The 21,810-nt window shown below is 63.8% G+C and carries 18 protein-coding genes and 1 pseudogene; 11 read left to right on the top strand and 8 right to left on the bottom strand.

The features are described 5' to 3' along the window. Window positions 1-38 precede the first annotated feature (38 nt). The 5 genes from EOA32_RS13970 to EOA32_RS13950 all read left to right on the top strand — a co-directional run bounded on the left by EOA32_RS13970 (window position 39) and on the right by EOA32_RS13950 (window position 3,401). Window positions 39-284, top strand: a complete 246-nt coding sequence (locus tag EOA32_RS13970; protein WP_095783229.1) for a type II toxin-antitoxin system prevent-host-death family antitoxin — start codon at window positions 39-41, stop codon at window positions 282-284. Further along, window positions 281-730 (top strand): PIN domain-containing protein, encoded by a 450-nt coding sequence (locus EOA32_RS13965; protein WP_128372069.1) that lies wholly within the window; start codon window positions 281-283, stop codon window positions 728-730. The genes EOA32_RS13970 and EOA32_RS13965 overlap by 4 nt, the downstream gene beginning before the upstream one ends. A 142-nt stretch (window positions 731-872) precedes the next feature. Continuing rightward, complete coding sequence (guaB, locus tag EOA32_RS13960; RefSeq protein ID WP_067000642.1) at window positions 873-2,375, top strand: IMP dehydrogenase; 1,503 nt, start codon at window positions 873-875, stop codon at window positions 2,373-2,375. Between the two features lie 43 nt (window positions 2,376-2,418). Continuing rightward, the gene (locus tag EOA32_RS13955) at window positions 2,419-2,967 is read left to right on the top strand and encodes a hypothetical protein (RefSeq protein WP_245322393.1); all 549 of its coding nucleotides are present in this window, start codon (window positions 2,419-2,421) and stop codon (window positions 2,965-2,967) included. A 14-nt stretch (window positions 2,968-2,981) separates the two neighbouring features. Then, window positions 2,982-3,401, top strand: a complete 420-nt coding sequence (locus tag EOA32_RS13950) for an MAPEG family protein (RefSeq protein WP_067000646.1) — start codon at window positions 2,982-2,984, stop codon at window positions 3,399-3,401. Between the two features lie 105 nt (window positions 3,402-3,506). Here the strand turns inward: EOA32_RS13950 and rnd are convergent. The 3 genes and pseudogenes from rnd to EOA32_RS13935 all read right to left on the bottom strand — a co-directional run bounded on the left by rnd (window position 3,507) and on the right by EOA32_RS13935 (window position 7,428). After that, window positions 3,507-4,657: pseudogene (gene rnd, locus EOA32_RS13945) on the bottom strand (ribonuclease D). 170 nt (window positions 4,658-4,827) lie between these two features. Next, entirely contained in the window at window positions 4,828-6,066 is a 1,239-nt protein-coding gene (locus EOA32_RS13940) for an MFS transporter (RefSeq protein ID WP_128372068.1), read from the bottom strand. A 129-nt stretch (window positions 6,067-6,195) separates the two neighbouring features. Next, window positions 6,196-7,428, bottom strand: a complete 1,233-nt coding sequence (locus EOA32_RS13935) for an MFS transporter (RefSeq protein ID WP_067000654.1) — start codon at window positions 7,426-7,428, stop codon at window positions 6,196-6,198. 97 nt (window positions 7,429-7,525) lie between these two features. On the opposite strand from EOA32_RS13935, the gene EOA32_RS13930 reads away from it, so the two are divergent. Then, on the top strand, window positions 7,526-8,284 hold the full coding sequence (locus tag EOA32_RS13930) for a DeoR/GlpR family DNA-binding transcription regulator (RefSeq protein WP_128372067.1): 759 nt from the start codon (window positions 7,526-7,528) through the stop codon (window positions 8,282-8,284). A gap of 118 nt (window positions 8,285-8,402) precedes the next feature. Beyond that, entirely contained in the window at window positions 8,403-10,190 is a 1,788-nt protein-coding gene (gene aspS, locus EOA32_RS13925) for an aspartate--tRNA ligase (RefSeq protein ID WP_189407132.1), read from the top strand. Between the two features lie 309 nt (window positions 10,191-10,499). On the opposite strand, the gene EOA32_RS13920 is transcribed toward aspS, so the two are convergent. Next, the gene (locus tag EOA32_RS13920) at window positions 10,500-11,690 is read right to left on the bottom strand and encodes a hypothetical protein (protein WP_095828559.1); all 1,191 of its coding nucleotides are present in this window, start codon (window positions 11,688-11,690) and stop codon (window positions 10,500-10,502) included. Between the two features lie 391 nt (window positions 11,691-12,081). Between EOA32_RS13920 and parC the strand changes: the two genes are divergently transcribed. Next, a complete protein-coding gene (gene parC, locus EOA32_RS13915; RefSeq protein WP_128372065.1) occupies window positions 12,082-14,337 on the top strand; it encodes a DNA topoisomerase IV subunit A in 2,256 nt (751 codons plus the stop codon). A 242-nt stretch (window positions 14,338-14,579) separates the two neighbouring features. After that, complete coding sequence (locus EOA32_RS13910; protein ID WP_067000672.1) at window positions 14,580-15,779, top strand: AI-2E family transporter; 1,200 nt, start codon at window positions 14,580-14,582, stop codon at window positions 15,777-15,779. Here the strand turns inward: EOA32_RS13910 and EOA32_RS13905 are convergent. The 3 genes from EOA32_RS13905 to EOA32_RS13895 all read right to left on the bottom strand — a co-directional run bounded on the left by EOA32_RS13905 (window position 15,767) and on the right by EOA32_RS13895 (window position 18,159). Further along, entirely contained in the window at window positions 15,767-16,663 is an 897-nt protein-coding gene (locus EOA32_RS13905; RefSeq protein WP_095801258.1) for a DMT family transporter, read from the bottom strand. The two genes, EOA32_RS13910 and EOA32_RS13905, sit on opposite strands and share 13 nt — an antisense overlap. 120 nt (window positions 16,664-16,783) lie before the next feature. Beyond that, complete coding sequence (locus EOA32_RS13900; RefSeq protein ID WP_067000678.1) at window positions 16,784-17,548, bottom strand: arginyltransferase; 765 nt, start codon at window positions 17,546-17,548, stop codon at window positions 16,784-16,786. Between the two features lie 140 nt (window positions 17,549-17,688). Further along, entirely contained in the window at window positions 17,689-18,159 is a 471-nt protein-coding gene (locus tag EOA32_RS13895; protein WP_067329997.1) for an RDD family protein, read from the bottom strand. 201 nt (window positions 18,160-18,360) lie between these two features. Between EOA32_RS13895 and sthA the strand changes: the two genes are divergently transcribed. Then, window positions 18,361-19,749, top strand: coding sequence for a Si-specific NAD(P)(+) transhydrogenase (gene sthA, locus EOA32_RS13890; RefSeq protein WP_128372064.1), 1,389 nt, complete (start codon window positions 18,361-18,363; stop codon window positions 19,747-19,749). Between the two features lie 25 nt (window positions 19,750-19,774). On the opposite strand, the gene EOA32_RS13885 is transcribed toward sthA, so the two are convergent. Continuing rightward, entirely contained in the window at window positions 19,775-20,437 is a 663-nt protein-coding gene (locus EOA32_RS13885) for an alpha/beta hydrolase (RefSeq protein ID WP_095778626.1), read from the bottom strand. 203 nt (window positions 20,438-20,640) lie between these two features. On the opposite strand from EOA32_RS13885, the gene opgC reads away from it, so the two are divergent. Then, on the top strand, window positions 20,641-21,810 hold a 1,170-nt coding region (opgC, locus tag EOA32_RS13880; protein ID WP_128372063.1), incomplete at its 3' end, for an OpgC domain-containing protein.

Below are 21,810 nucleotides of genomic sequence, written 5' to 3'. Positions count from 1 at the left end.
GGGTTATTGTAGTGAAAATAACTACAGGTTATGCAGCCATGGACGAAACCGTTTCGGCAGCCGATGCCAATCGCAGGTTCTCCCACATCCTGCGTGATGTACGCGAGGGCCACAGCTACGTCGTGACCACCCATGGGCGGCCGGTGGCGCGGATCGTGCCTGCGCAGAAGCACGAGGGCGTGGCCTCCCGCTCGCACGCAGCATTGCTGTCGCGCCTCGAACGGCAGCCGATCCTCAATGCCGGACACTGGACCCGCGATGAACTTTATGAGGACGATCGGTGAAGGTCGCCATCGACCCCAAGGTCCTGGCCTATGCTGAGGGCGTTAACAACGCAGAGAAGCGCGACGTCGTTATCGAACTGCTACGCAACCTTCCACGAGAGGCCGCAGTCATTCCGGTCCAGGTGCTGGGCGAACTGTTCAATGTTCTCGTCCGCAAGGCCGGAAGACATTCCCAGGAAGCTCGGGATAAGCTGCTTAGCTGGAGCGACGCCTTCGCGGTTGCCGGAACGACGCCGGAAGTGATGATGAAGGCTGTCGATCTTGCGGCAGACCATCGTTTCGGCATCTGGGATGCTGTCATTCTTTCGACTGCTTCGCAAACGGGTTGCCGGCTACTCCTGTCGGAAGATCTGCAGGATGGCTTTACCTGGGGCGGTGTAACAGTCGTCAATCCTTTTGCATCGCCGCGGCACGCTCTGCTGGATGCTCTCCTAGGTGCGGAATAGGAACCTGAAGCGTCTCGCAACGATCGGCTTTTCATCGCCTGCGGGACGTGTTACCAGCCAGCGCCAATCCTGAAAGGGAAGATGAGAGTCGGCGCTGGCCATTTCGGCCCAGCGCCTTTTCCGCATTCAAAAAGGACTGGCCATGGCAAAAATCATCGAGACGTCCACCGGCGCATTGGCGCTGACCTTCGACGACGTGCTGTTGCAGCCCGGCCATTCCGAGGTCATGCCCGGCGAGACCGATATCCGCACCCGCATCGCCACCGACATCGACCTCAACGTGCCGATCCTCTCGGCCGCCATGGACACGGTCACCGAAGCGAGGCTGGCGATCGCCATGGCGCAAGCCGGCGGCATCGGCGTCATCCACCGCAATTTCTCGCCGGCCGAGCAGGCCGAGCAGGTCAGGCAGGTGAAGAAGTTCGAATCCGGCATGGTGGTCAATCCCGTTACCATCGGCCCCGACGCCACGCTCGCCGACGCCCTGGCACTGATGCGCGCTCATGGCATTTCCGGCATTCCGGTGGTCGAGAACGGCGGCACCGGCGGTCATACGGTCGGCCGGCTGGTCGGGATCCTCACCAACCGCGACGTGCGCTTCGCCTCCGATCCGTCGCAGAAGGTCTACGAATTGATGACCCGTGAGAACCTGATCACGGTGAAAGAGAATGTCGACCAGGACGAGGCCAAGCGCCTGTTGCACAAGCATCGCATCGAGAAGCTGGTGGTGGTCGACCGCAAGGGCAATTGCGTCGGCCTGATCACCGTCAAGGATATCGAGAAGTCGCAGCTCAACCCGCACGCCACCAAGGACGCTCAGGGGCGGCTGCGCGCCGCGGCCGCCACCAGCGTCGGCGACGACGGCTTCGAGCGCGCCGAGCGCCTGATCGATGCCGGCGTCGACCTTCTGGTCATCGACACCGCGCACGGCCATTCGCAGCGCGTGCTGGACGCGGTGACGCGGGCGAAGAAGCTCTCCAATTCGGTGCGCATCCTAGCCGGCAACGTGGCCACCGCCGAGGGCACGCAGGCGCTGATCGACGCCGGCGCCGACGCCGTCAAAGTCGGTATCGGCCCCGGCTCGATCTGCACCACCCGCATCGTCGCCGGCGTCGGCGTGCCGCAGCTGTCGGCGATCATGTCGGCGGTGGAGACCGCTGAGAAGTCGGGCGTGAGCGTCATCGCCGATGGCGGCATCAAATATTCGGGCGATCTCGCCAAGGCGCTCGCCGCCGGCGCAAGTGCCGCCATGATCGGCTCGCTGCTTGCCGGCACCGACGAGAGTCCGGGCGAGGTCTATCTGCACCAGGGCCGCTCCTTCAAGGCTTATCGCGGCATGGGTTCGGTCGGCGCCATGGCGCGTGGCTCGGCCGATCGCTACTTCCAGGCCGAGGTGCGCGACACCTTGAAACTGGTTCCGGAGGGCATCGAAGGCCAGGTTCCCTACAAAGGACCTGTGGCTGGCGTGCTGCACCAGCTTGCGGGCGGCCTGAAAGCCGCTATGGGTTATGTCGGTGGGCGCGATCTTGCCGAGTTCCGCGAACGCGCCACCTTTGTGCGCATATCAAACGCCGGACTTCGTGAAAGCCACGCCCATGACGTCACGATCACCCGCGAAAGCCCGAACTATCCGGGCGGACTTTGATCAGGCGGACGAGCGGCCGGATCGCTTGGGGCTATGGCGCAACCTGATCGTCACGGTGTTGCGCCTGTCGCGTCACGCGGCGGCGCTCTCGATTGGGTCCGCGGCGATCTTCATCGCCATGACGGCGCTCGAGTTCTTTTATTTCCGCCACCTGAGCGGCGGGCTTCCTTCGCTCGACATGCGTGTTACCGGCTTCACGCCGGATGAGGGCATGGCATGGCTGACGGCGCTCGGCCGGCGCGGCAGCGAGATCATCATCGTTTGGCATTATCTGACGTTTGATCTGCTCTTCCCGGCGCTGCTGTCGCTCACCTTGCTCAGCCTGATCCTGGCCTTCGGCAGGCGGCTGAGCACTTTCCGCTCCATGCCCGCGCAATTGAAAGCGCTGTCGGCACTGGTCCTGGTGTTGCCCTATACGATCGCCGACTACGCGCAGAACTTCGCCGTGGCGCGGCTTTTGTCGGATTTCCAGTCGGCCAATCCCGACTCGCTGGCCTTCGCCTCGTCGCTGACCGTGACAAAGTTCACGCTTCTGGCGATCCCCTTCGCAGTCGTTGCGGTCCTGGCGCTTGCCGGGCAGCGGCGACGTTAAACGGTAGGGGCAAGATGAACCAGACCGCCATCTTCTGGCCGATGCTGGCGCAGGTGCTGCTGGTCTACATCGTCTATCTGGTGATGCTGAAGCGGCGTTATCTTGCCGTGAAGTCCGGCGAGGCCAAGATCAGCCAGTACAAGGTCCGCTCGACCGAGCCGGCCTCAAGCGTTACCGTCGCCAACAACCTCATCAACCAGTTCGAGCTGCCGGTCCTCTTTCACGTGCTATGCTTGGCGCTGTTCGTTACCAATGGCGTGAATTACCTGACGCTGACGCTGATGTGGCTCTTCGTCGTGACGCGCTATGTGCACGCCTGGGTTCATCTCACCAGAAACTATCTGCTGCACCGCAGCCGCGCCTTCTTCCTCGGCGCGGGCATCCTTCTCGTCGCCTGGATCTGGTTCGCGCTGCACCTGCTTGGGGCGGTGTAGATTGATGCATGTCGCCCAGAAGCGTGCGCGGTTCTGGGACAACGACACGCCATGAAATTCAAGTATTTGAAGCGGTTGCCGGAATCCGTTTCGGCGCGACGCGCTCTAGAGGTCGAACACCGCTATCCTGCGCTTGTCGAACTTGATGCCGATCTCGCCGCGCACCAGTCTAAGCGCCTGTTCGCCAAACACGGCACGCCGCCAGCCTTGCAGCGCCGGCACGTCGGCGGCATCACCCTCGGCGGCGATGCGGTCGATGTCGTCGCTCGAGGCGAGCACCTTGGAGGCGACTCCTTCCTTCTCGGCGACGATCCTGAGCAGCACCTTGAGCAGTTCCGCCGCCGCGCTCGAGCCCTCCGGCGGCTGGAACGTCTTCGGCAGTTTGGGCATCGCTTCCTTCGGAAGGGAAAGGGCGGTGTTGACGGCGCTGAGCAGCGCGGTTGCCGTCGCCGAACGCTCCCAGCCCTTCGGCGTCGTCCGCAGCCGCCCCAATGCAGTCGCGTCGCGCGGCGCCTGTTGCGCGATTTCGTAGATCGCATCGTCCTTGAGCACGCGGCCGCGCGGCACGTCGCGCTCGCGCGCCTCGCGTTCGCGCCATGCCGCCACCGCCTGCACGATCGCCAGCTCCTGCGGCTTGCGCAGCCGCATCTTCAGCCGCTTCCAGGCATCCTCCGGATGCGGATCGTAGGTCTGGCGCGAGGTGAGGACGTCCATCTCCTCGTTGAGCCAGTGGGCGCGGTCCTCGCGCTTCAGCTCGGCGCTGAGGTCTCATATACTTTGATCAGGTGGGTGACGTCGGCGAGCGCGTATTCGAGTTGCTTGTCCGAGAGCGGCCGGTGCCGCCAGTCGGTGAAGCGCGAGGATTTGTCGAGCCGCGCGCCGGTGATGCGCTGCACCAGCTGATCGTAGGAGACGCTGTCGCCGAAGCCGCAGACCATGGCCGCCACCTGCGTGTCGAACACCGGATGCGGCACCAGATCGCCCAGATGAACGATGATTTCGATGTCCTGGCGTGCGGCGTGAAAAACCTTGACCACCGCTTCGTTGGCCATCAGCCGGAAGAAGGGTTTGAGGTCGATGTCGGGCGAAAGCGGATCGATCAGCGCCGTCACGCCCGGCGCGGCCATCTGGATGAGGCAGAGGATCGGCCAGAAGGTCGTTTCGCGGATGAATTCGGTATCGACGGTTACGAATTCGGACTTTTCGAACGCCGCGATGACGCTCTCGAGTTCTTTCTGGGTGGTGATGACGTGCATCAATTCGCTTTTGGCATCATATCAGGCCTCTTTCAATTTCAGCCGCAAGCGCTTTCGTCAAGCCGCAGTTAGAGCAATTCCAGGAAAAGTGACGAACGGTTTTCCGTCCGGAATTGCGTAAAAACAAAGAGATAGAGCGGTTCGGCGCTTCCGCGAAACGCTGAAACGCTCTAGTCCTGCTTGTCGGAATCGCCGCCCCGCCGCGCCAGTCGCGCGAACAGCGTCGACGTGCGCAAAAGCGCGGTGAAGCGGCTGCGGCTGCCGGCCGGCACACCCGACCGCACCTGCATGCGGTAGAGGATCACGATGATGAGAACGGCATAGACGACGGCGTTGAAAACGAACAGCGCGCTCGGCCCGAAATGTTGCATCACCGCCGAGGCCGCAATCGGACCGCCGATCGCGCCGAAGGAGTAGAACAGCATCAACGCCGCGTTGATCAGCACGAATTCGCCTTTGCCGGCGCGGTCGTTCGCATGCGCTGCCGATAGTGAATAGAGCGGCATGGCGAAGCTGCCGAAGATGAAAACGATGATGAAGTTGGGGAACGGGTCGGCGCGCGCCACGAAGGCCAGCGCCAGCGCGGCAAGCATGGCGCAGCACGTCGTCGCCAACAGCACCGAGCGCCGGTCTCGGCGGTCGGAGAGATAGCCAAGCGGATATTGGATGAGGGCGCCTCCAAAAATACCGACGCTGACGAAGGTCACGACATCGGCAACCGACATGCCGATCTCCTCGGCATAGACCGGCGACAGCGTGCGAAAGGCGCTGTTTGTGAGGCCGACGGCGATGCAGCCGATCGAGCCGAGCGGCGAGATCCGCCAGACGCGCGGCAGGTCGAGCTTGACGTCTTCCGGAGGCGCCGGGTTCGAGCGGTCCCCGAGCGAGACCGGCACCAGCGAAAAGGTGATCATCATCGACATGACGGCGAAGATGGCGAAGCCGCCGGCGCCGAAGATCGGAATCAGGAATTGCGCGCCGGTAACCGAGCCGATGTCGACCATGCGATATATGGCAAGCACCCGGGCGCGGTCCTTGTTGCCGACGCCGGAATTCAGCCAGGCTTCCATGACGGTGAACAGGCCGGCGAAGCAGAAGCCGCCGGCAAAGCGCACCGCGCACCACATGACGGGGTCGATGACGAGCACCAGAAGCAGCGTGCCGACCGAGGCGATCGCGGCCAGCGCGGCAAAAGTCCGGACGTGGCCGACCGCCTTCAGGATACGCGTGACGGCCAGGCAGCCGAGCAGGAAACCGGCGAAATAGAACGTGCCCATCAGGCCGATATCGGAAGCGGAAAAGCCTTCCTGCGCGCCGCGCAGGGCAATCAGCGTGCCCTGCAGCCCGTTGCCGCCAAGCAGGATGCCTGCGGCAATCAGGAGCGGAATAAGCGGGCGGATGGACGACATTAAAGAGAGGCAATCACGGATCTGTGACCTCTTCTTGGACCATAGATCCTGTCAACGCCAGCGGCAAATGCAACTTCACATCCTTGCACCCGGCCGAGGAGATGGGCTGCCAATCGGGGTAGGGGTGTCCTAAGCCTTGCCGGCCCGTATTTCTATCTCCAGCTCGACCGTAGCAGGTGTCTCGCCCGGAAACGCATGGATGTTCTCCGCGGCCGGCCTCCGGCCAAGTGAACCTACCGTCAGCAGGCTGAGCGCGATGAAGGGGATGCCGATGCCATAGGCGGAGCGGATGCCCCAATGGTCCGATACGAAGCCGAGCAGCGGCGGGCCGAGCAGGAAAGCGATGAAGGAAATCTGCGAGAGCGCCGCGACGTTGATCGCCGCCGGGCGATCCGTCCGTTGCGCGGCGGCGGAGATCGCCAGCGGGAAGAGGGCGCTGCTGCCGATGCCCAACAGGGCAAAGCCAAGCATCGAAACGGCCGGCAGCGGCGAGAAGAAGACGATGAGCACGCCGGCCGCCATCGCTGCCAAGAGCACGCGCGCGACCCCGCTTGGCGAGTGGCGGTCGACGAAGGAGTCGGCGAAAAAGCGTGTGGTTGCCTGCGAGAAGGCAAACAGCGCCACCGTCAATCCGGCGACGAAGGGGCCGGAGTCGAAGACGGTGCGCATGTAGATCGCCGACCAGTCGATGCTGGCGCCTTCGAGGAGCATCGCCGAAAGCGTCACGGCGACCAGGACCAGGATCGGCAATGTCGGCCGCGCGAACATCGGCGCCTTGTCGCCGGAGTTGGCGAAGCGGGCGGGCGCCGGCTCGAAGCCGCCGAGAAACAGAGCCGTTGCAATGGTCACCATCGGCACCACCAGCGCCAGATGCAACTGCGGCGACAGGCCGAGATGCGCCATGGCGCCGCCGAACAGCCCGGCGCCGAAGAAGCCCGCGCTCCAGAAGGAGTGCGCCCGGTTCATGATTCGGCGCTTGAGCAGGAACTCCGTCCGGTCGGCCTCGACATTGAGGATGATCTCGACGCTGCCGATCATCAGACCGACCGGCAGCAGCATCAGGAACAGCCCAAGCGGCCCCGGCGCGTGCACCGCGACCGAATAGGCGAGCGCCAGAAGCGGGACGAGCCAGAGCAGCGCGCGCCGAAAGCCGACACGCTCAAGGACGGGCGTCGCGAGCGTCAATGCGGTCAAAGTGCCGATCGGCGTCCCGATTAGGCTGAGCCCCAGCGTGCCGTCCTCGATCGCCATGGCGTGCTTGATGTCCGGCAAGCGCGGAAAAATGTTGCCCATCGCGAAGGAGTAGATCGCGAAACCGGCATAGACGCGATGCTGAGGGGCGAGTTTCAAGCCAAAGGTCATTGCGACTTTCCATCGGGGAAGGGCGGACGGCACTGCGCATTTTCTTGCATGAACACGCAAAACATGCAAGAACATGCACAAAGAAATAGGATCGTGCATGCTCACCGAGGAACGGTATCAATTTATTCGCCACCGGCTGGCAGCGGAAGGCAAGGTCCTGGCTGGCGAGCTCGCCAGCCGCTTCGGCGTTTCGGAAGACACGGTTCGCCGCGATCTGCGGGAACTGGCCAAGGCCGGGCAGTTGCGTCGCGTGTATGGCGGTGCGGTAGCGCCGGCGCCTTTCGCAGCGGCAACGATCAGCGAGCGCGCTCGCCACGCCCCTGAGGAGAAGCTACGCCTTGCGAAGGCCGCAGTCGATATGCTGAGATCCGGACAGGCCCTGTTCATTGACGGCGGTACGACCAACGAAGCGATCGCCAGGGCCATCCCGCGCGATATCGAGCTGACGGTCGCTACCAATTCGCTGGGCGTCGCATCGGCACTCGCCGATCTGCCCCTGGTCGAGCTGATTGCGCTGGGCGGCCGGTATGTCCGCGACCTCGGCACCTGCGTAGGCGGCGATACGCTGGCCGCCGTGGCGCAGCTTGGCGCCGATATGTTCTTCCTTGGCTCCTGCGGCCTCGATGCCTCGCGTGGCGTCACCGCCTTCGATTCGGCGGAAGCGGAGGTCAAGCGCGCCATGGCCAGGAATAGCGCCGGCATCGTGATCGCCGTCACCAACGACAAGCTCGCCACCGCGGCGCCTTATCGCGTCGCCGCGCCCGAGGCGATAAGCCATCTGGTGGTGGACAAGACGGCGCCTCCAGCCATCCTTGCCGATTTCGAGCGCCTGGGTGCCGAAATCCACTTTGCCTGACCTGGGGCACCGCGCCTGCGTGTGACCGCTTGCCTTGACAAAGCCGGCCTCTCATGCGCTTTTCGCGCCAATTTTCGAGCCGGGCTTTCGCCCGCAATTCCGGACTCCACCAATGACAATGCATCGTTACCGCAGCCACACCTGTGCCCAATTGAGAAAGACCGACGTCGGCAATTCGGTCCGCCTGTCCGGCTGGGTGCATCGCGTGCGCGACCATGGCGGGCTGCTGTTCATCGATCTGCGCGACCATTACGGCCTGACCCAGATCGTCGCCGACCCGGACTCGCCGGCCTTCAAAGTCGCCGAGACGGTGCGCGGCGAATGGGTGATCCGCATCGACGGCGAGGTCAAAGCGCGCCTGCCGGAGACCGTCAACGCCAATTTGCCGACTGGCGAGATCGAGATTTTCGCGCGCGAGATCGAAGTGCTGTCGGCGGCCAAGGAGCTGCCGCTGCCGGTGTTCGGCGAGCCTGAATACCCCGAGGACATCCGCCTGAAATACCGCTTCCTCGACCTGCGCCGCGAGACGCTGCACAGGAACATCGTTGCGCGCACCAAGATCATCGCCGAGATGCGCAAGCGCATGGGCGAGGTCGGTTTCACCGAGTTCTCGACGCCGATCCTGACCGCGTCGTCGCCCGAAGGCGCGCGCGACTTCCTGGTGCCGTCGCGCATCCATCCCGGCACCTTCTATGCCCTGCCGCAGGCGCCGCAGCAGTACAAGCAGCTGATCATGGTCTCGGGCTTCGACCGCTACTTCCAGATCGCGCCCTGCTTCCGTGACGAGGATCCGCGCGCCGACCGCCTGCCCGGCGAGTTCTACCAGCTCGACCTCGAGATGAGCTTCGTCGAGCAGGATGACGTGCTCTCCACCATGGAGCCGGTGCTTCGCGGCGTCTTCGAGACCTTTGCCGCCGGCAAGCCGGTGACTCAGCAATTCCGCCGCATTCCCTTCGACGAAGCGATGCGGACCTACGGCACCGACAAGCCGGACCTGCGCAACCCGATCGAGATGCAGGCGGTCTCGGATCATTTCCGCGATTCCGGCTTCAAGGTCTTCGCCAACATCCTGGCCAACGATCCGAAGGCCGAAGTCTGGGCTATCCCCGCCAAGACCGGCGGCAGCCGCGCCTTCTGCGATCGCATGAACTCCTGGGCGCAGGGCGAGGGCCAGCCGGGTCTCGGCTACATCTTCTGGCGCAAGGAGGGCGACAAGCTCGAAGGCGCCGGACCGATCGCCAAGAACATCGGTGAGGAACGCACTGAGGCGGTGCGCCAGCAGCTTGGCCTTGCCGATGGCGACGCCGCCTTCTTCGTTGCCGGCGACCCGAAGAAGTTCGTTTTCTTCGCGGGCGCCGCGCGCACCCGCGCCGGCGAGGAGCTGAACCTCGTCGATCGCGATCGCTTCGAGCTCTGCTGGATCGTCGACTTTCCGTTCTTCGAATGGAACGAGGACGAGAAGAAGATCGACTTCGCCCACAATCCGTTCTCCATGCCGCAGGGCGGCATCGACGCTCTCAGCGGTCAGGAGCCGCTGGGCATCAAGGCGTTCCAATACGACATGGTCTGCAACGGCTTCGAGATCGCTTCCGGCGGCATCCGCAACCACCTGCCGGAGACCATGGTCAAGGCCTTCGAGATGGTCGGCCTCGATCGCCAGACGGTCGAGGAGCGCTTCGGCGGCCTCTACCGCGCCTTCCAGTATGGCGCGCCGCCGCATGGCGGCATGGCGGCCGGCATCGACCGCATCGTCATGCTTTTGGTCGGCGCCAAGAACCTGCGCGAGGTCACCATGTTCCCGATGAACCAGCAGGCCTATGACCTACTGATGAACGCGCCTTCGGAGGCCACCCCGCAGCAGCTTCGGGAGCTGTCGCTGCGCGTCGCCGTCGCGAAGAAGGACTGACGCGGGGGCTCATCCTGAATCGATGGTAGCTCCGGGAGCGATTGGCGGCTGGCCATCGCTCCCAGAGCCATTTTCTCAAGGATTGGGTCGGAGCGTGTGGGCGACCACCCGGATTTCAACCAATTGCTGCGGGAATGCCAAGCCCGAGACCCCGAGGAGGGTCACGGCGGGGCGGTGTGGTCCGACATACTCCATGTATAGAGCGACGAACGCCTTCGTCGAGGAGGTCAGGCCCCGATCGTAGGAAAACGGCGATCCGGATCATCCGAACCGCCGTTGGATAATGCTCGCAGGTGCGAAGCGCCCCGATCAGTCCTCGTTCGCCTTGACCTTCACGCCCAGCGTCTTCGGCAGGTCGAGCGGGTTGGACATGGCGCCGGCCATGATCAGCGCGAACGGCACCGACGCCGGCGGTTCGGCCGAGATCTCGAGGCTCTTGGGGTCGTCGAGGAACTTGTTGACCGCGGCCGATACCTCGGCCGTCAGTTCGGGATTGTTGAGCTGCGCCATGCCGAACGGCACGATCGCCTTGGCCTGGTTGGCGACGTCCTTGCCGGACATGCCCTGCTGCTTGCCGACATAGTCGAGCACCTTGCCGGTCAGCGAATCGTCGTCGAAGCGCACCGAGGCGCCGTTGAAGGACAGCTGCTGCAAGAGGCCGAGCATGGCCATGCCCTGCGCGGAATTGTCGGCACCCTCGGGCTGTGCGGCGAACTTCTTCTGCATCTCCTGCATCGACTTGATGAAGTCGAGGGTGTAGCCGCCGAGATTGAAGGTCATGCCGAGCGTGCCGGCATTCTCGACCGAGATGTCATATTTCGACAGCTCCATCTTGCCGTCGCTGGGCTGCCAGGTGCCGGCCATCGAGACCGTACCGGAGATGTTCTGGTAGCCGAGCGCTTGGATCGCCTCCTTCGACTTCGGGTCCTCGACGAGTGTCAGGTCGGCGTTGAACTTTTCCGTGTTGGCGGTGAAGTCCATCGCTTTGCCGTCGGCCGGCGGGGTGATCTGGACGGCCAGCCCGTCCATCGAGAAGGCTGTCTTGTCGCCGACCTTGACCGTCATGTTGGAGAGCTCGGCCGACTTGTACATCATCAGCGAGCCGAGCGGGTCGGTGCTGCCTTCGGCCGGCACCTTCATGCCGTGAATGACAACGGGGCTGAGATTGAGCGTCACGCCGTCCTGGCTGCGCTCGAAGGCCGAGCTCGAGACGGTCGCGATCTCGAAGCCGCCATTGGCCTGGGTGATGCCCTCCAGCTTCACGTCGCCGATCGGCACGGCTTCCTTCTCGGCTGCCGGCTTGATGGAGACGCCCTGCAGCACCGCGTTCGAATTGTCGCCGGAGACGCCGGTCCAGGAAATGTCGACGCCCTGGGCGGCAAGGGCCGCCTTGACGCGGTCGGCCACCGCCGGATCGGCGGCGAAGGCGGTGTTGAGCGGCAGGGCCAGCAGAATGGTTGAAAAAGCCAGTTTCTTGAGCATTGAGCGTTGAATTTTCATGGCGAGTTCCCTGTCCTGAAAAGTGTTTTTGAATTCTACTCCATCACCATTCCGCGACGAACGGGTCGGGAACAAGGCGTTTCCCGGCACATTTGTCGAAAACGGCGATGAAAAGCAAACCCGGCCGGCACGCTTTGCATGATGCGGTGAATTTGTCATGAAGACCGCGGCTCTCCTGCGCCGGCGCGTTGCCTGCCCAGATAGAGCGCGCATGTAACAGATTGATGTTGGCCGGTTAGCCCGCTTGCTGCCGGGGCCGGTTGCAGAATGGGCAAACTGGAATGTTCAACTTGCCGCTTCCGTGAAATCCTTCACGTCGCCATTTGCGACGAATCCGCCGACTGCCAACCCGGCGCTTGCCGCGAATCACCCGCTCGGCTAGTCCAAATCCATGGGCAAAAGGCATTTGCCGCCTGAAGACAATGGCGGCGGCGACAACATCGAACCGGTCGATCTGAAGGAAGCGCTCGAGAAGCGCTATCTCGCCTATGCGCTGTCGACCATCATGCACCGGGCGCTGCCGGATGTGCGGGACGGACTGAAGCCGGTCCATCGCCGCATCATGCATGCCATGCGGCTCTTGCGGCTCAATCCGGATCAGGGCTTCGCCAAATGCGCCCGCATTGTCGGCGAGGTGATGGGTAAGTTCCATCCGCATGGCGACCAGTCGATCTACGACGCGCTGGTGCGGCTCGCGCAGGAATTCTCGATGCGCTACCCGCTGGTCGACGGGCAGGGCAATTTCGGCAATATCGACGGCGATAACGCCGCCGCCATGCGCTACACCGAGGCGCGCATGACGGAGGTGGCGACCGAACTGCTTGCCGGCATCACCGAGGAGGCCGTCGACTTCCGGCCGACCTATAATGAGGAGGACGAGGAACCCTCCGTTCTACCCGGCGCCTTCCCGAACCTGCTCGCCAACGGCTCGTCCGGCATTGCGGTCGGCATGGCGACCTCGATCCCGCCGCACAACGCCGCCGAGCTTTGCGACGCGGCACTTCATCTGATCGAGCATCCGGACGCGCCGGTGGCGAAGCTGATGGATTTCGTCCAAGGGCCGGATTTCCCGACCGGCGGCATCATCGTCGACAGCCGCGCCTCGATCCTCGAAGCCTATGAGAGCGGCCGCGGCGGTTTCCGCGTGCGCTCCAGATGGAGCCAGGAGGACCAGGGCAGGGGCACCTGGAGCATTGTCGTCACGGAAATCCCCTATGGCGTCCAGAAGGCCAGGCTGATCGAGAAGATCGCCGAGCTGCTGATGGCGCGCAAGCTGCCGCTGCTCGAGGACGTCCGCGACGAAAGCGCCGAGGATATCCGTATCGTGCTCGTGCCGAAGAGCCGCAGCGTCGATCCAGGCATCCTGATGGAATCGCTGTTCAAGCTGACCGAGCTCGAAAGCCGCTTCCCGCTCAACATGAACGTGCTGTCGCGCGGCAAGGTGCCGAACGTCCTGTCGCTGAAGCGCGTGCTGAAGGAATGGCTCGATCACCGCCGCGACGTGCTGATCCGCCGCTCGAGATATCGGCTAGGCGAGATCGAGAAGCGGCTGGAAATCCTGGCCGGCTATCTGATCGCCTATTTGAACATCGACGAGGTGATCAGGATCATCCGCGAGGAGGACGAGCCCAAGCAGGTGATGATGGCCCGCTGGTCGCTCACCGACAATCAGGCCGAAGCCATCCTGAACATGCGGCTGCGCGCCCTGCGCAAGCTTGAAGAGATCGAAATCCGCAAGGAGTTCGACGGCCTTACCGAGGAGAAGAAGCAGATCGAGGCATTGCTTGTCTCCGACGCCAAGCAATGGGCGACGATCAAGTGGGAAGTCGCTGAGGTTCGTAAGAAGTTCGGTCCGGAGACCGAGCTCGGCAAACGCCGCACCCAGTTCGCCGACGCGCCCGAGCATGACCTCACCGATATTGCGCACGCCATGATCGAGCGCGAGCCTGTCACCGTCGTGGTTTCGGAAAAGGGCTGGCTACGCGCGATGAAGGGGCACCTGACCGACTATTCGCAGCTTGCCTTCAAGGAAGGCGACAGCCTGAAGCTCGCCTTCCACGCGCAGACGACGGACAAGATCCTGGTCTTCACCACCGGCGGTAAGTTCTACACCATCGGCGCCGATCGGCTGCCGGGCGGGCGCGGCCATGGCGAGCCGATCCGCATCATCGTCGACATGGAGAACGACCAGGACATCGTCACCGCCTTTGTCCACGACCCGAAGCGCAAGCTGCTCTTGGTTTCCTACGACGCCAACGGCTTCGTCGTCTCCGAGGAAGAGGTGATCGCCAACACCCGCAAGGGCAAGCAGGTGATGAACGTCAAAGCGCCGGACGAGGCCAAACGCTGCATTCCGGTTGCCGGCGACCATCTCGCCATCGTCGGCGAGAATCGCAAGATGCTGATCTTCCCGCTGTCCGAAATCCCGGAAATGGCGCGAGGCAAGGGTGTGCGCCTGCAGAAATACAAGGACGGCGGCGTGCTGGACCTGAAGACTTTCGCGATTGCAGCGGGGCTGACCTGGCAGGATTCGGCCGACCGCACCTTCACCAAATCGCGCGAGGAATTGGCCGAGTGGATCGGCGCCCGTGCAGCCGCAGGTCGCATGGTGCCGAAGGGTTTCCCGAGGACGGGGAAGTTCGGCTAGCCAGGCTCCCCCTTTCTCCCCTGTAGGAGAAGGTGTCGCCGAAGGCGACGGACGAGGGTGTTCCAGGGAACACAGACACCTCACTCCGCTGGAACATCCCTGATCCGTCTCGGCGCTACGCGCCCATCCACCTTCTCCCACATGGGAGGAGGCTAGGCGCAAACATTTGGACTATCGTCACGATTGCTGCACTATGATGGTGCATAAGCAACCATCGGAGCTGGCAGGGGAGAACCGCAGGGTTGAAGCGGGCTGAGATCCAGAAACCAGGGCAGCGCCTGTTCGGTCTGTCGGCGCCGCTGAGGGCAGCCGTCATCCCGCCGCTGTCGGCGGCGCGCTGGCTCCTGGTGCTGATCGTCGCCGCCGGCGTCTATTTTTTTCACGGCTTCCTGTTCCCGGTGCTGGCGGCGCTCGTCATCGCCTTCGCCAGCTGGCCGCTCTACCGCCGGCTGCTCGCCGGGGTCGGCGGCAATCGCACGATCGCCGCGACCCTCGCGATCCTGTTCATCCTGACCTTCCTGGTGGTGCCGATAGCGCTCGCCGGCACTTACGCCATCAACGAGCTTCGCGAGTGGGTGGTGTGGGCGATCGAGACCAACCGCAACGGGTCCGCCACGCCGCAATGGATCGCCACCATGCCGGTCGTCGGTGAATGGCTGAACCAGCAGTGGACGGCCAATCTCGGCCATCCCGGCGGCATCGGCGAACTGATCCAGATGGTCAGCGGCTCCAACATCGGCACCATCTATCGCGGCGCGCTGGCCGCCGGCGGCAGCGCCTTCGGGCTGCTGCTCACGCTGCTTTTCATGCTGATCGCGCTGTTCTTTGCCTATCGCGACGGCGAGGGCTTCGCGGCGCAGGTCGATCGCCTCGGCGAGCGCATCCTGCCGACGCGCTGGGAGCGCATCTCGCGCGTCGTGCCGGCCACCATTTCATCGACCGTCACCGGCATGACCGTCATCGCCATCGGCGAGGGCGTGGTGCTCGGCGTCGCCTATTGGCTGGCCGGCGTGCCGTCGCCGGTCACGCTCGGGGCGCTTACCGGCATCATGGCGCTGATCCCGGGCGGCGCGCCGCTCTCCTTCACGCTGGTGTCGATCTACCTCGCGGCCAGCGGCAAGTTGTTTGCGGGCCTCGCGCTGTTCGTCTGGGGCGCGGTCGAGCTTTTCATCGTCGACAAGACGCTGCGCCCGAAGCTGGTCGGCGGGCCGATCAAGCTGCCTTTCCTGCCGACCTTCTTCGGCCTGATCGGCGGCGTCAAGACGATGGGCTTCCTCGGCCTCTTCATAGGCCCTGTACTGATGGCGCTGCTCGTCGCCATCTGGCGCGAATGGCTGCGCGAGGTCGAGCTGATGGATGAGCTTCCACCTGCCGCTGAAGAAGGGAACGGGCCGCCACGGATCGAGACGGCGCCTGAGACCAGGAAAATTCAGGCCGGGTAGGCGACGGCGAGCGCCGCGCGGCGCCTGCGGCCTTCGTGCAATTGCCAGAGCGAGTGCGCTACCAGCGCCACGATCAGGATCGCGCCGCCGATCAGGCTGTTTCGTGTCGGAGCCTCGGCAAAGACCAGCCAGACCCAGACGGGCGCGAGCACCGTCTCCAGAACGTAGAACATCGCCACCTCCGGCCCTGAAATATATTTCGGGCCGGCGGCGAGACAGAAGAACGAGATCGGCATGATCACCGCGCCGTTGAAGATGATCCACCACGGCGCGTTGACGTGCAGTCCTTCACCCGAGACCATGAATGCGGCGAGCGCCAGCGGAAAGACGACGCCGACCAGCGCGGTGAAGCCCATGTCCTTGCCGCTGGCGCGCGAGATGGTGATGGCGAGTGCGACGAAGAAGGCCGAGCAGAGCGCCATGAAATCGCCGAACAGTTTTCCGGTGCCGACCGAACCGCCGACGATGATCAGCACGCCGACGATCATCGCCAGCATTGCGATCACGGTGCTCAGCCGCGGTCGTTCTCTGAGGAACAGCCAGGAGAGCAGCGCCGCGAAGACGGTGTTGAAGGCCAGGATGAAGACGAGGTCGGCGGTCGAGGTATGATAGACGGCGGTGACGAAGGTGATCGAAGTCAGGCCGTAGCAGATCGCCGCCGCCAGGCCCGACCAGCCGGGGATGAGCTTCGGCACTTTGCCGCGCACCGCGCGCCAGACGACCCAAATCAACAGGGTGGCGACAAGCGTTGTCCCGGTCCGCAGCGCCATGATGGTCCACGGGCTGCCATCCGCGAGCCGGATCAGGGGAATGTCGAAGGTGAGCACCAGGCCGCCGATAGCGGTGATCAGCAGGCCTTTCTGATGGTCGTGGTGGGAAGACATGATTGGTCTCGCAATGATTTGCAGGCGGCGGCTGGCTCGATGGCGCACGCTTCCAGCGAGTGGCGGAAACACCAGCTTCCTGCCCCTTGAAACAGTTAAGATCGGGCTTTGGAAAAAAGGTCAGCGACTGACCGCTTCGTGGTCGTAGCGTTCCCAGCCTTTCGGGCCGAGATGCTCCTGCGGCATGAACCGCATCTTATAGCTCATCTTGCGCGAGCCGTTGACCCAGTAGCCGAGATAGACGTGGGGCAGTCCCATCGCCTTGGCGCGGGCGATGTGATCGAGGATCATGAAGGTGCCGAGCGAGCGGTCCTCGAAATCGGGATTGAAGTAGGAATAGACCATCGACAAGCCGTCGGCCATCTTGTCGGTCAGCGCTACGGCAATCAATTCACCCTGGCCCTTGCCGGTGATGAAGGTGTCGGGGCCGCGGCGCCGGTATTCGATGATCTTGGTGTCGACATGCGTGTCCTCGACCATCATCGCATAGTCGAGCACTGTCATGTCGGACATCCCGCCGCGGCGATGGCGCGCGTCGAGATAGGCGCGAAACAGCGAATACTGCTCGGTGGAAGGCTGCGCGTCGTGCATGGCGCCGATGAGGTCGGCATTGCGCTGGGTGACACGGCGCATGTTGCGGCTGGCGGTGAACTCCTGCGCCAGGATACGCACCGACACGCAGGCGCGGCAGGATTCGCAGGCCGGCCGGTAGGCGATGTTCTGGGAACGCCGGAAGCCGCCTTGCGTGAGCAGATCGTTCATCTCGGGCGCCTTGTCGCCGACAAGGTGCGTGAACACCTTGCGCTCGAACTGGCCCTCCAGATAGGGGCACGGGGACGGCGCGGTCAGGAAGAACTGCGGCGACTGGGTCGGATGCTGCGTCATCGATTCTTGGACACGCTCCTGCGAATCGTCCTACCTTTGGCCCGGCCGGCGAAAAATTCAACAGGATTGTGCTGTCTCGGCCGGCCCAAGCTGTTCATAATCTAGCACAACCGGCGCGGCGAGGGCGGCCGCACATATCGTCAGCTATCGGTGCGGGTGACGACGGTGCCGAGAAGCAGGTCGTGCAGCGTGCGCTTGCGATCGGAAAACAGCGTGACCAGCAGCACCAGCGGCGTCAGGATGACGTTGCCGGCCCAGAACAGCACCGAATGCACGACGGCGGTCAGGCCGTCGATGCGCGTGCCGTCGAGCCTCTCAAGCCGGATGCCCATGATCTTCATGCCGGTTGTGGCCTGGTCGCGGCTGCCCAGCGTGTTCCAGATGTAGAGGATGGCAACCGCCGGAAGCAGGACGGAGAACAGGGCCCAGCCCAGGCCGAAGGTCAAAAGCCCGAGTAGGGCGACCAATATGGCGAAGGGGATGGTGAGCAGCGCCACGAAGAAATAGTCGAGGATGAAGGCGAAGATGCGCCTGGTGCGCACGCCGCGGTAGGCGCGTGTATCCTCGAGCCTTGTGGTGATAATCTCGCCGTCCAGCACGCGCGTGTTCATGTGTCATGCCCTCGCAACAGACTAGAATCAGTCTCGGCCATTCGCCTCTGAAATGGTGAAAGCCGATGGCAGAATCAAGATGGACTGCTCGTGACGCCGGCGCGGCAGGCTGTGTGGCGAGCCGCGCTGCGGCGATTGAATTTATGGCGCGGATCGCGTTAGCCTGCTGCGGCGCAACAAGACGCCGAGGGGATGGGGAATATGGATTACGACATGTTGGTCATCGGCAGCGGCCCCTCCGGGCGCCGCGCCGCGGTGCAGTCGGCCAAGCTCGGCAAGTCGGTTTTGGTCGTCGATAGGGGCCGGCGTCTCGGCGGCGTCTCCGTGCACACCGGCACCATTCCATCCAAGACGCTGCGCGAAACCGTGCTCAATCTCTCCGGCTGGCGCGAGCGCGGCTTCTACGGGCGCGGCTATCGGGTCAAGCAGGATATTTCGGTCAGCGACCTCGTCGAGCGCCTGCGCAAGACGCTCGATCACGAAGTCGAGGTGCTACAGCATCAGTTCATGCGCAACGCGGTCAAAAGCGCGCGGGCCACGGCCAAGTTCATCGGCGCCAACAAGGTCAGCCTGACCACCGACAATGGCGACTACAGCGAGATCGGTTTCGCCAATGCGCTGATCGCCGTCGGCACCAGGCCGCACCGCCCGCGCGACGTGCCGTTCGACAAGACGCGCGTCTTCGACAGCGACGAGATGCTGGAACTCGACCGGTTGCCGCGCACGCTGACCGTCATCGGCGCCGGCGTCATCGGCGTCGAATACGCGACCATCTTTTCCGCGCTCGACGTGCCGGTGACGCTGGTCGAGCCGCGCAACACCATCCTCGATTTCGTCGATCGCGAAATCGTCGACGACTTCATCCATCAGATGCGCGACCGCGGCATGACCATTCGCCTCGGCAGCACGGTGAAGGAAATCGCCTCCAAGCCCGATCATGCCGAAGTGACGCTTGCCGATGGCCGTACCATTCGCTCCGAAATCGTGCTTTACGCTGCCGGCCGCAGCGGCAATCTTGGCAGCCTCGGGCTCGACGTGGTCGGCATCGAGGCCGACAGCCGCGGCCGCATCAAGGTCGATCCCCAGACATTTCGGACCAGCGCGCCCAATATCTATGCCACCGGCGACGTCATCGGGTTTCCGAGTCTGGCCTCGACCTCGATGGAGCAGGGCAGGGTGGCTGCCTGCCATGCCTTCGGCGTGGCGCTGCCACCGCCGCCGGAAACCTTCCCTTACGGGATCTACGCCGTGCCGGAAATCTCCACCGTCGGCCAATCGGAGGAGCAGGTGCGCGAGAGCGGGATCGCCTATGAGGTCGGCGTGGCGCGCTTCCGGGAAACCTCGCGCGGCCACATCATGGGCGTCAACTCAGGTTTCCTGAAGCTCCTGTTCTCGGTCGACACGCGCCGCCTGCTCGGCGCCCATATCGTCGGCGAGGGTGCGACCGAGCTCATCCATATCGGCCAGGCGGTGATCAATCTCGGCGGCACGGTCGACTTCTTCGTCAACAACACCTTCAACTATCCGACGCTCGCCGAAGCCTACAAGATCGCCGGGCTGGATGCCTGGAACCGGATGGGGCAGGGCTAGCCTCGGCAGCACCGTCTATCTCTCGTCAGGCGGCCGGCGTCGAGGTCGCGGCAAGCCACTGCCGGGCGATCGCGGCATCCGCGGCGCCGAACTCGTGGCCGGAGGCGACGATGCGCGCATCGACCTCGGCACGGCGCTGGCTGAAGAGCGTCACCAAGGCTGGCGCGAACGGGCCGTAGGTCTGGTCGGCCGCGCCGGCGATGATCAGCACTCGCGTTGCGGCAAGATCGGTCGCCGGCGCATCGTCGAGCACCGGCATGGCCCTGAGCAGCGCCGCCTGCCTGACGAGGCCCGGGTGAAGCAGCATCAGCGTGGAAACCAGATTGGCGCCGTTTGAGTAACCCAGGAAGGTCGCGCGAGTGAGATCAAGCTCGTGGTGCCGTGCGGCTTCCACCGCGAATTGGGCGAAAGCGGCCGTCTCCGCGCGGATGCTCGACTGCTCGAAGCTGGTCGGCGTGATTCGCTCGAACCAGCGAAAACCGTCCTCCTGGCGGATGCGGCCGCGTGCTGCGACAACCACCGCGCGCGGCGCGATCCGCCTCGCCAGCGGCAAAAGTGTCGCTTCGTCCACGCCCGATCCATGCAGCACGAAAAGGCATTCGCCGCTCGCATTTTCCGGTCTGATCAGACGATAGGAAAAGGGCAGATCACGCTGCAGCTCGCTGTTTTTGCTGTCATGTTCGGACATGATCAGATCCTTTTGATTCTACGGTGATTTCGCTGATTTGCCGGCTTCAAAACGGAATGTTTTCAAGCTCCGCGAAAGTTGATTGAACCCGGCGCATTTCGGGCCGTTTCTGCGCCGATACACTCCCGAACGGGAGGAATCGAAGCGGTGCGTCGGGGGTCGCATTGCTGGACATGAAACACCAGCTCTGAGGCCTTTTGTCGATGACCATCCCCGTTTCTCAACGCGATACGCGTATCGATGTGCTGCGCGCGCTCGCCTTGCTCACCATTTTCGTCGACCACGTGCCGGGTACCGTCTTCGAAAACCTGACCTACAAGAACCTCGGCTTTTCCGATGCGGCAGAGGCCTTCGTTTTGATCTCCGGCATCTCGGTGGCGCTCGCCTATGGCACCAAGTTCAAGCCGGGGGGCAGGCTGCTGGCGACCCTCAAGATGTGGCGGCGCGCCGGCGTGCTCTACGTCACCCACATCGTCATCACCATGCTGGTGATCGCCCTGTTTTCCGCCACGGCCGTGTTCGCCCACCGCCCGGAGCTGTTGGAGATGATCAACATCGAGCCGCTGATGAAGGACACGCCGGAGGTGCTTTTCGGCATCGTCACCCTCGGCCATCAGCTCGGCTACAACAACATCCTGCCGGTCTATGCGGCGCTGCTTCTGGCGGCGCCGGCCTTCGTTCTGTTCGTCAGCTACAGGCCCGTGGCGGCACTGACCGTGTCCGGGCTGCTGTGGCTGGTCGCCGGCATCTGGCAGATCGCTCCGCCGAATTATCCCGAGCCGGGTCTCTGGTTCTTGAACCCGCTGTCCTGGCAGTTTCTGTTCAACATCGGCCTTGCCGCCATGCTGCATATCAAGCGCGGCGGCACTATCCCCGTAAATCGGTGGCTGGTGGGTTTCGCCGGCGTCTATGTGGTGGGCGCGGCGATCTGGGTGCACAGCCCACTCTGGGGGCAGATCACCTGGTTCAATCTGCCGGTGGTGATCGGCGGCTTCGACAAGACCTTCCTGTCGCTGCCGCGGCTGCTGCATATCCTCGCGGTCAGCTATCTGATAGTCGCCCTGCCGGCCGTATCGAACCTTTTCCGCGCCAAGCCCGACAACCCGCTGGCGATCCTCGGCAAGCGCTCGCTGCCCGTCTTCGTTGCCGGAACGCTGATTGCCATGGCCGCTCAGGTGCTGAGGCTGATCAATCCGGGCGGCCTCGCCTATGACACGCTGCTGATCGCGGCCGGCATCGCCATGCAGTTCGCACTGGCGCTCTATCTCGAATGGCTCGCCGGTTTCGGCCCGACCCGCATCAAGCCGGCGCGTGCGGAGCCGGCGCGCGCCGGGCTCGCTGCGCCGCCCATTCCGGCGCCGATCGGCGGGGAT

It is taken from the genome of Mesorhizobium sp. M1A.F.Ca.ET.072.01.1.1 (assembly GCF_004023325.1).
Taxonomy (GTDB): Bacteria; Pseudomonadota; Alphaproteobacteria; order Rhizobiales; family Rhizobiaceae; genus Mesorhizobium.
This window is presented reverse-complemented; position numbering and strand designations above follow the sequence as displayed.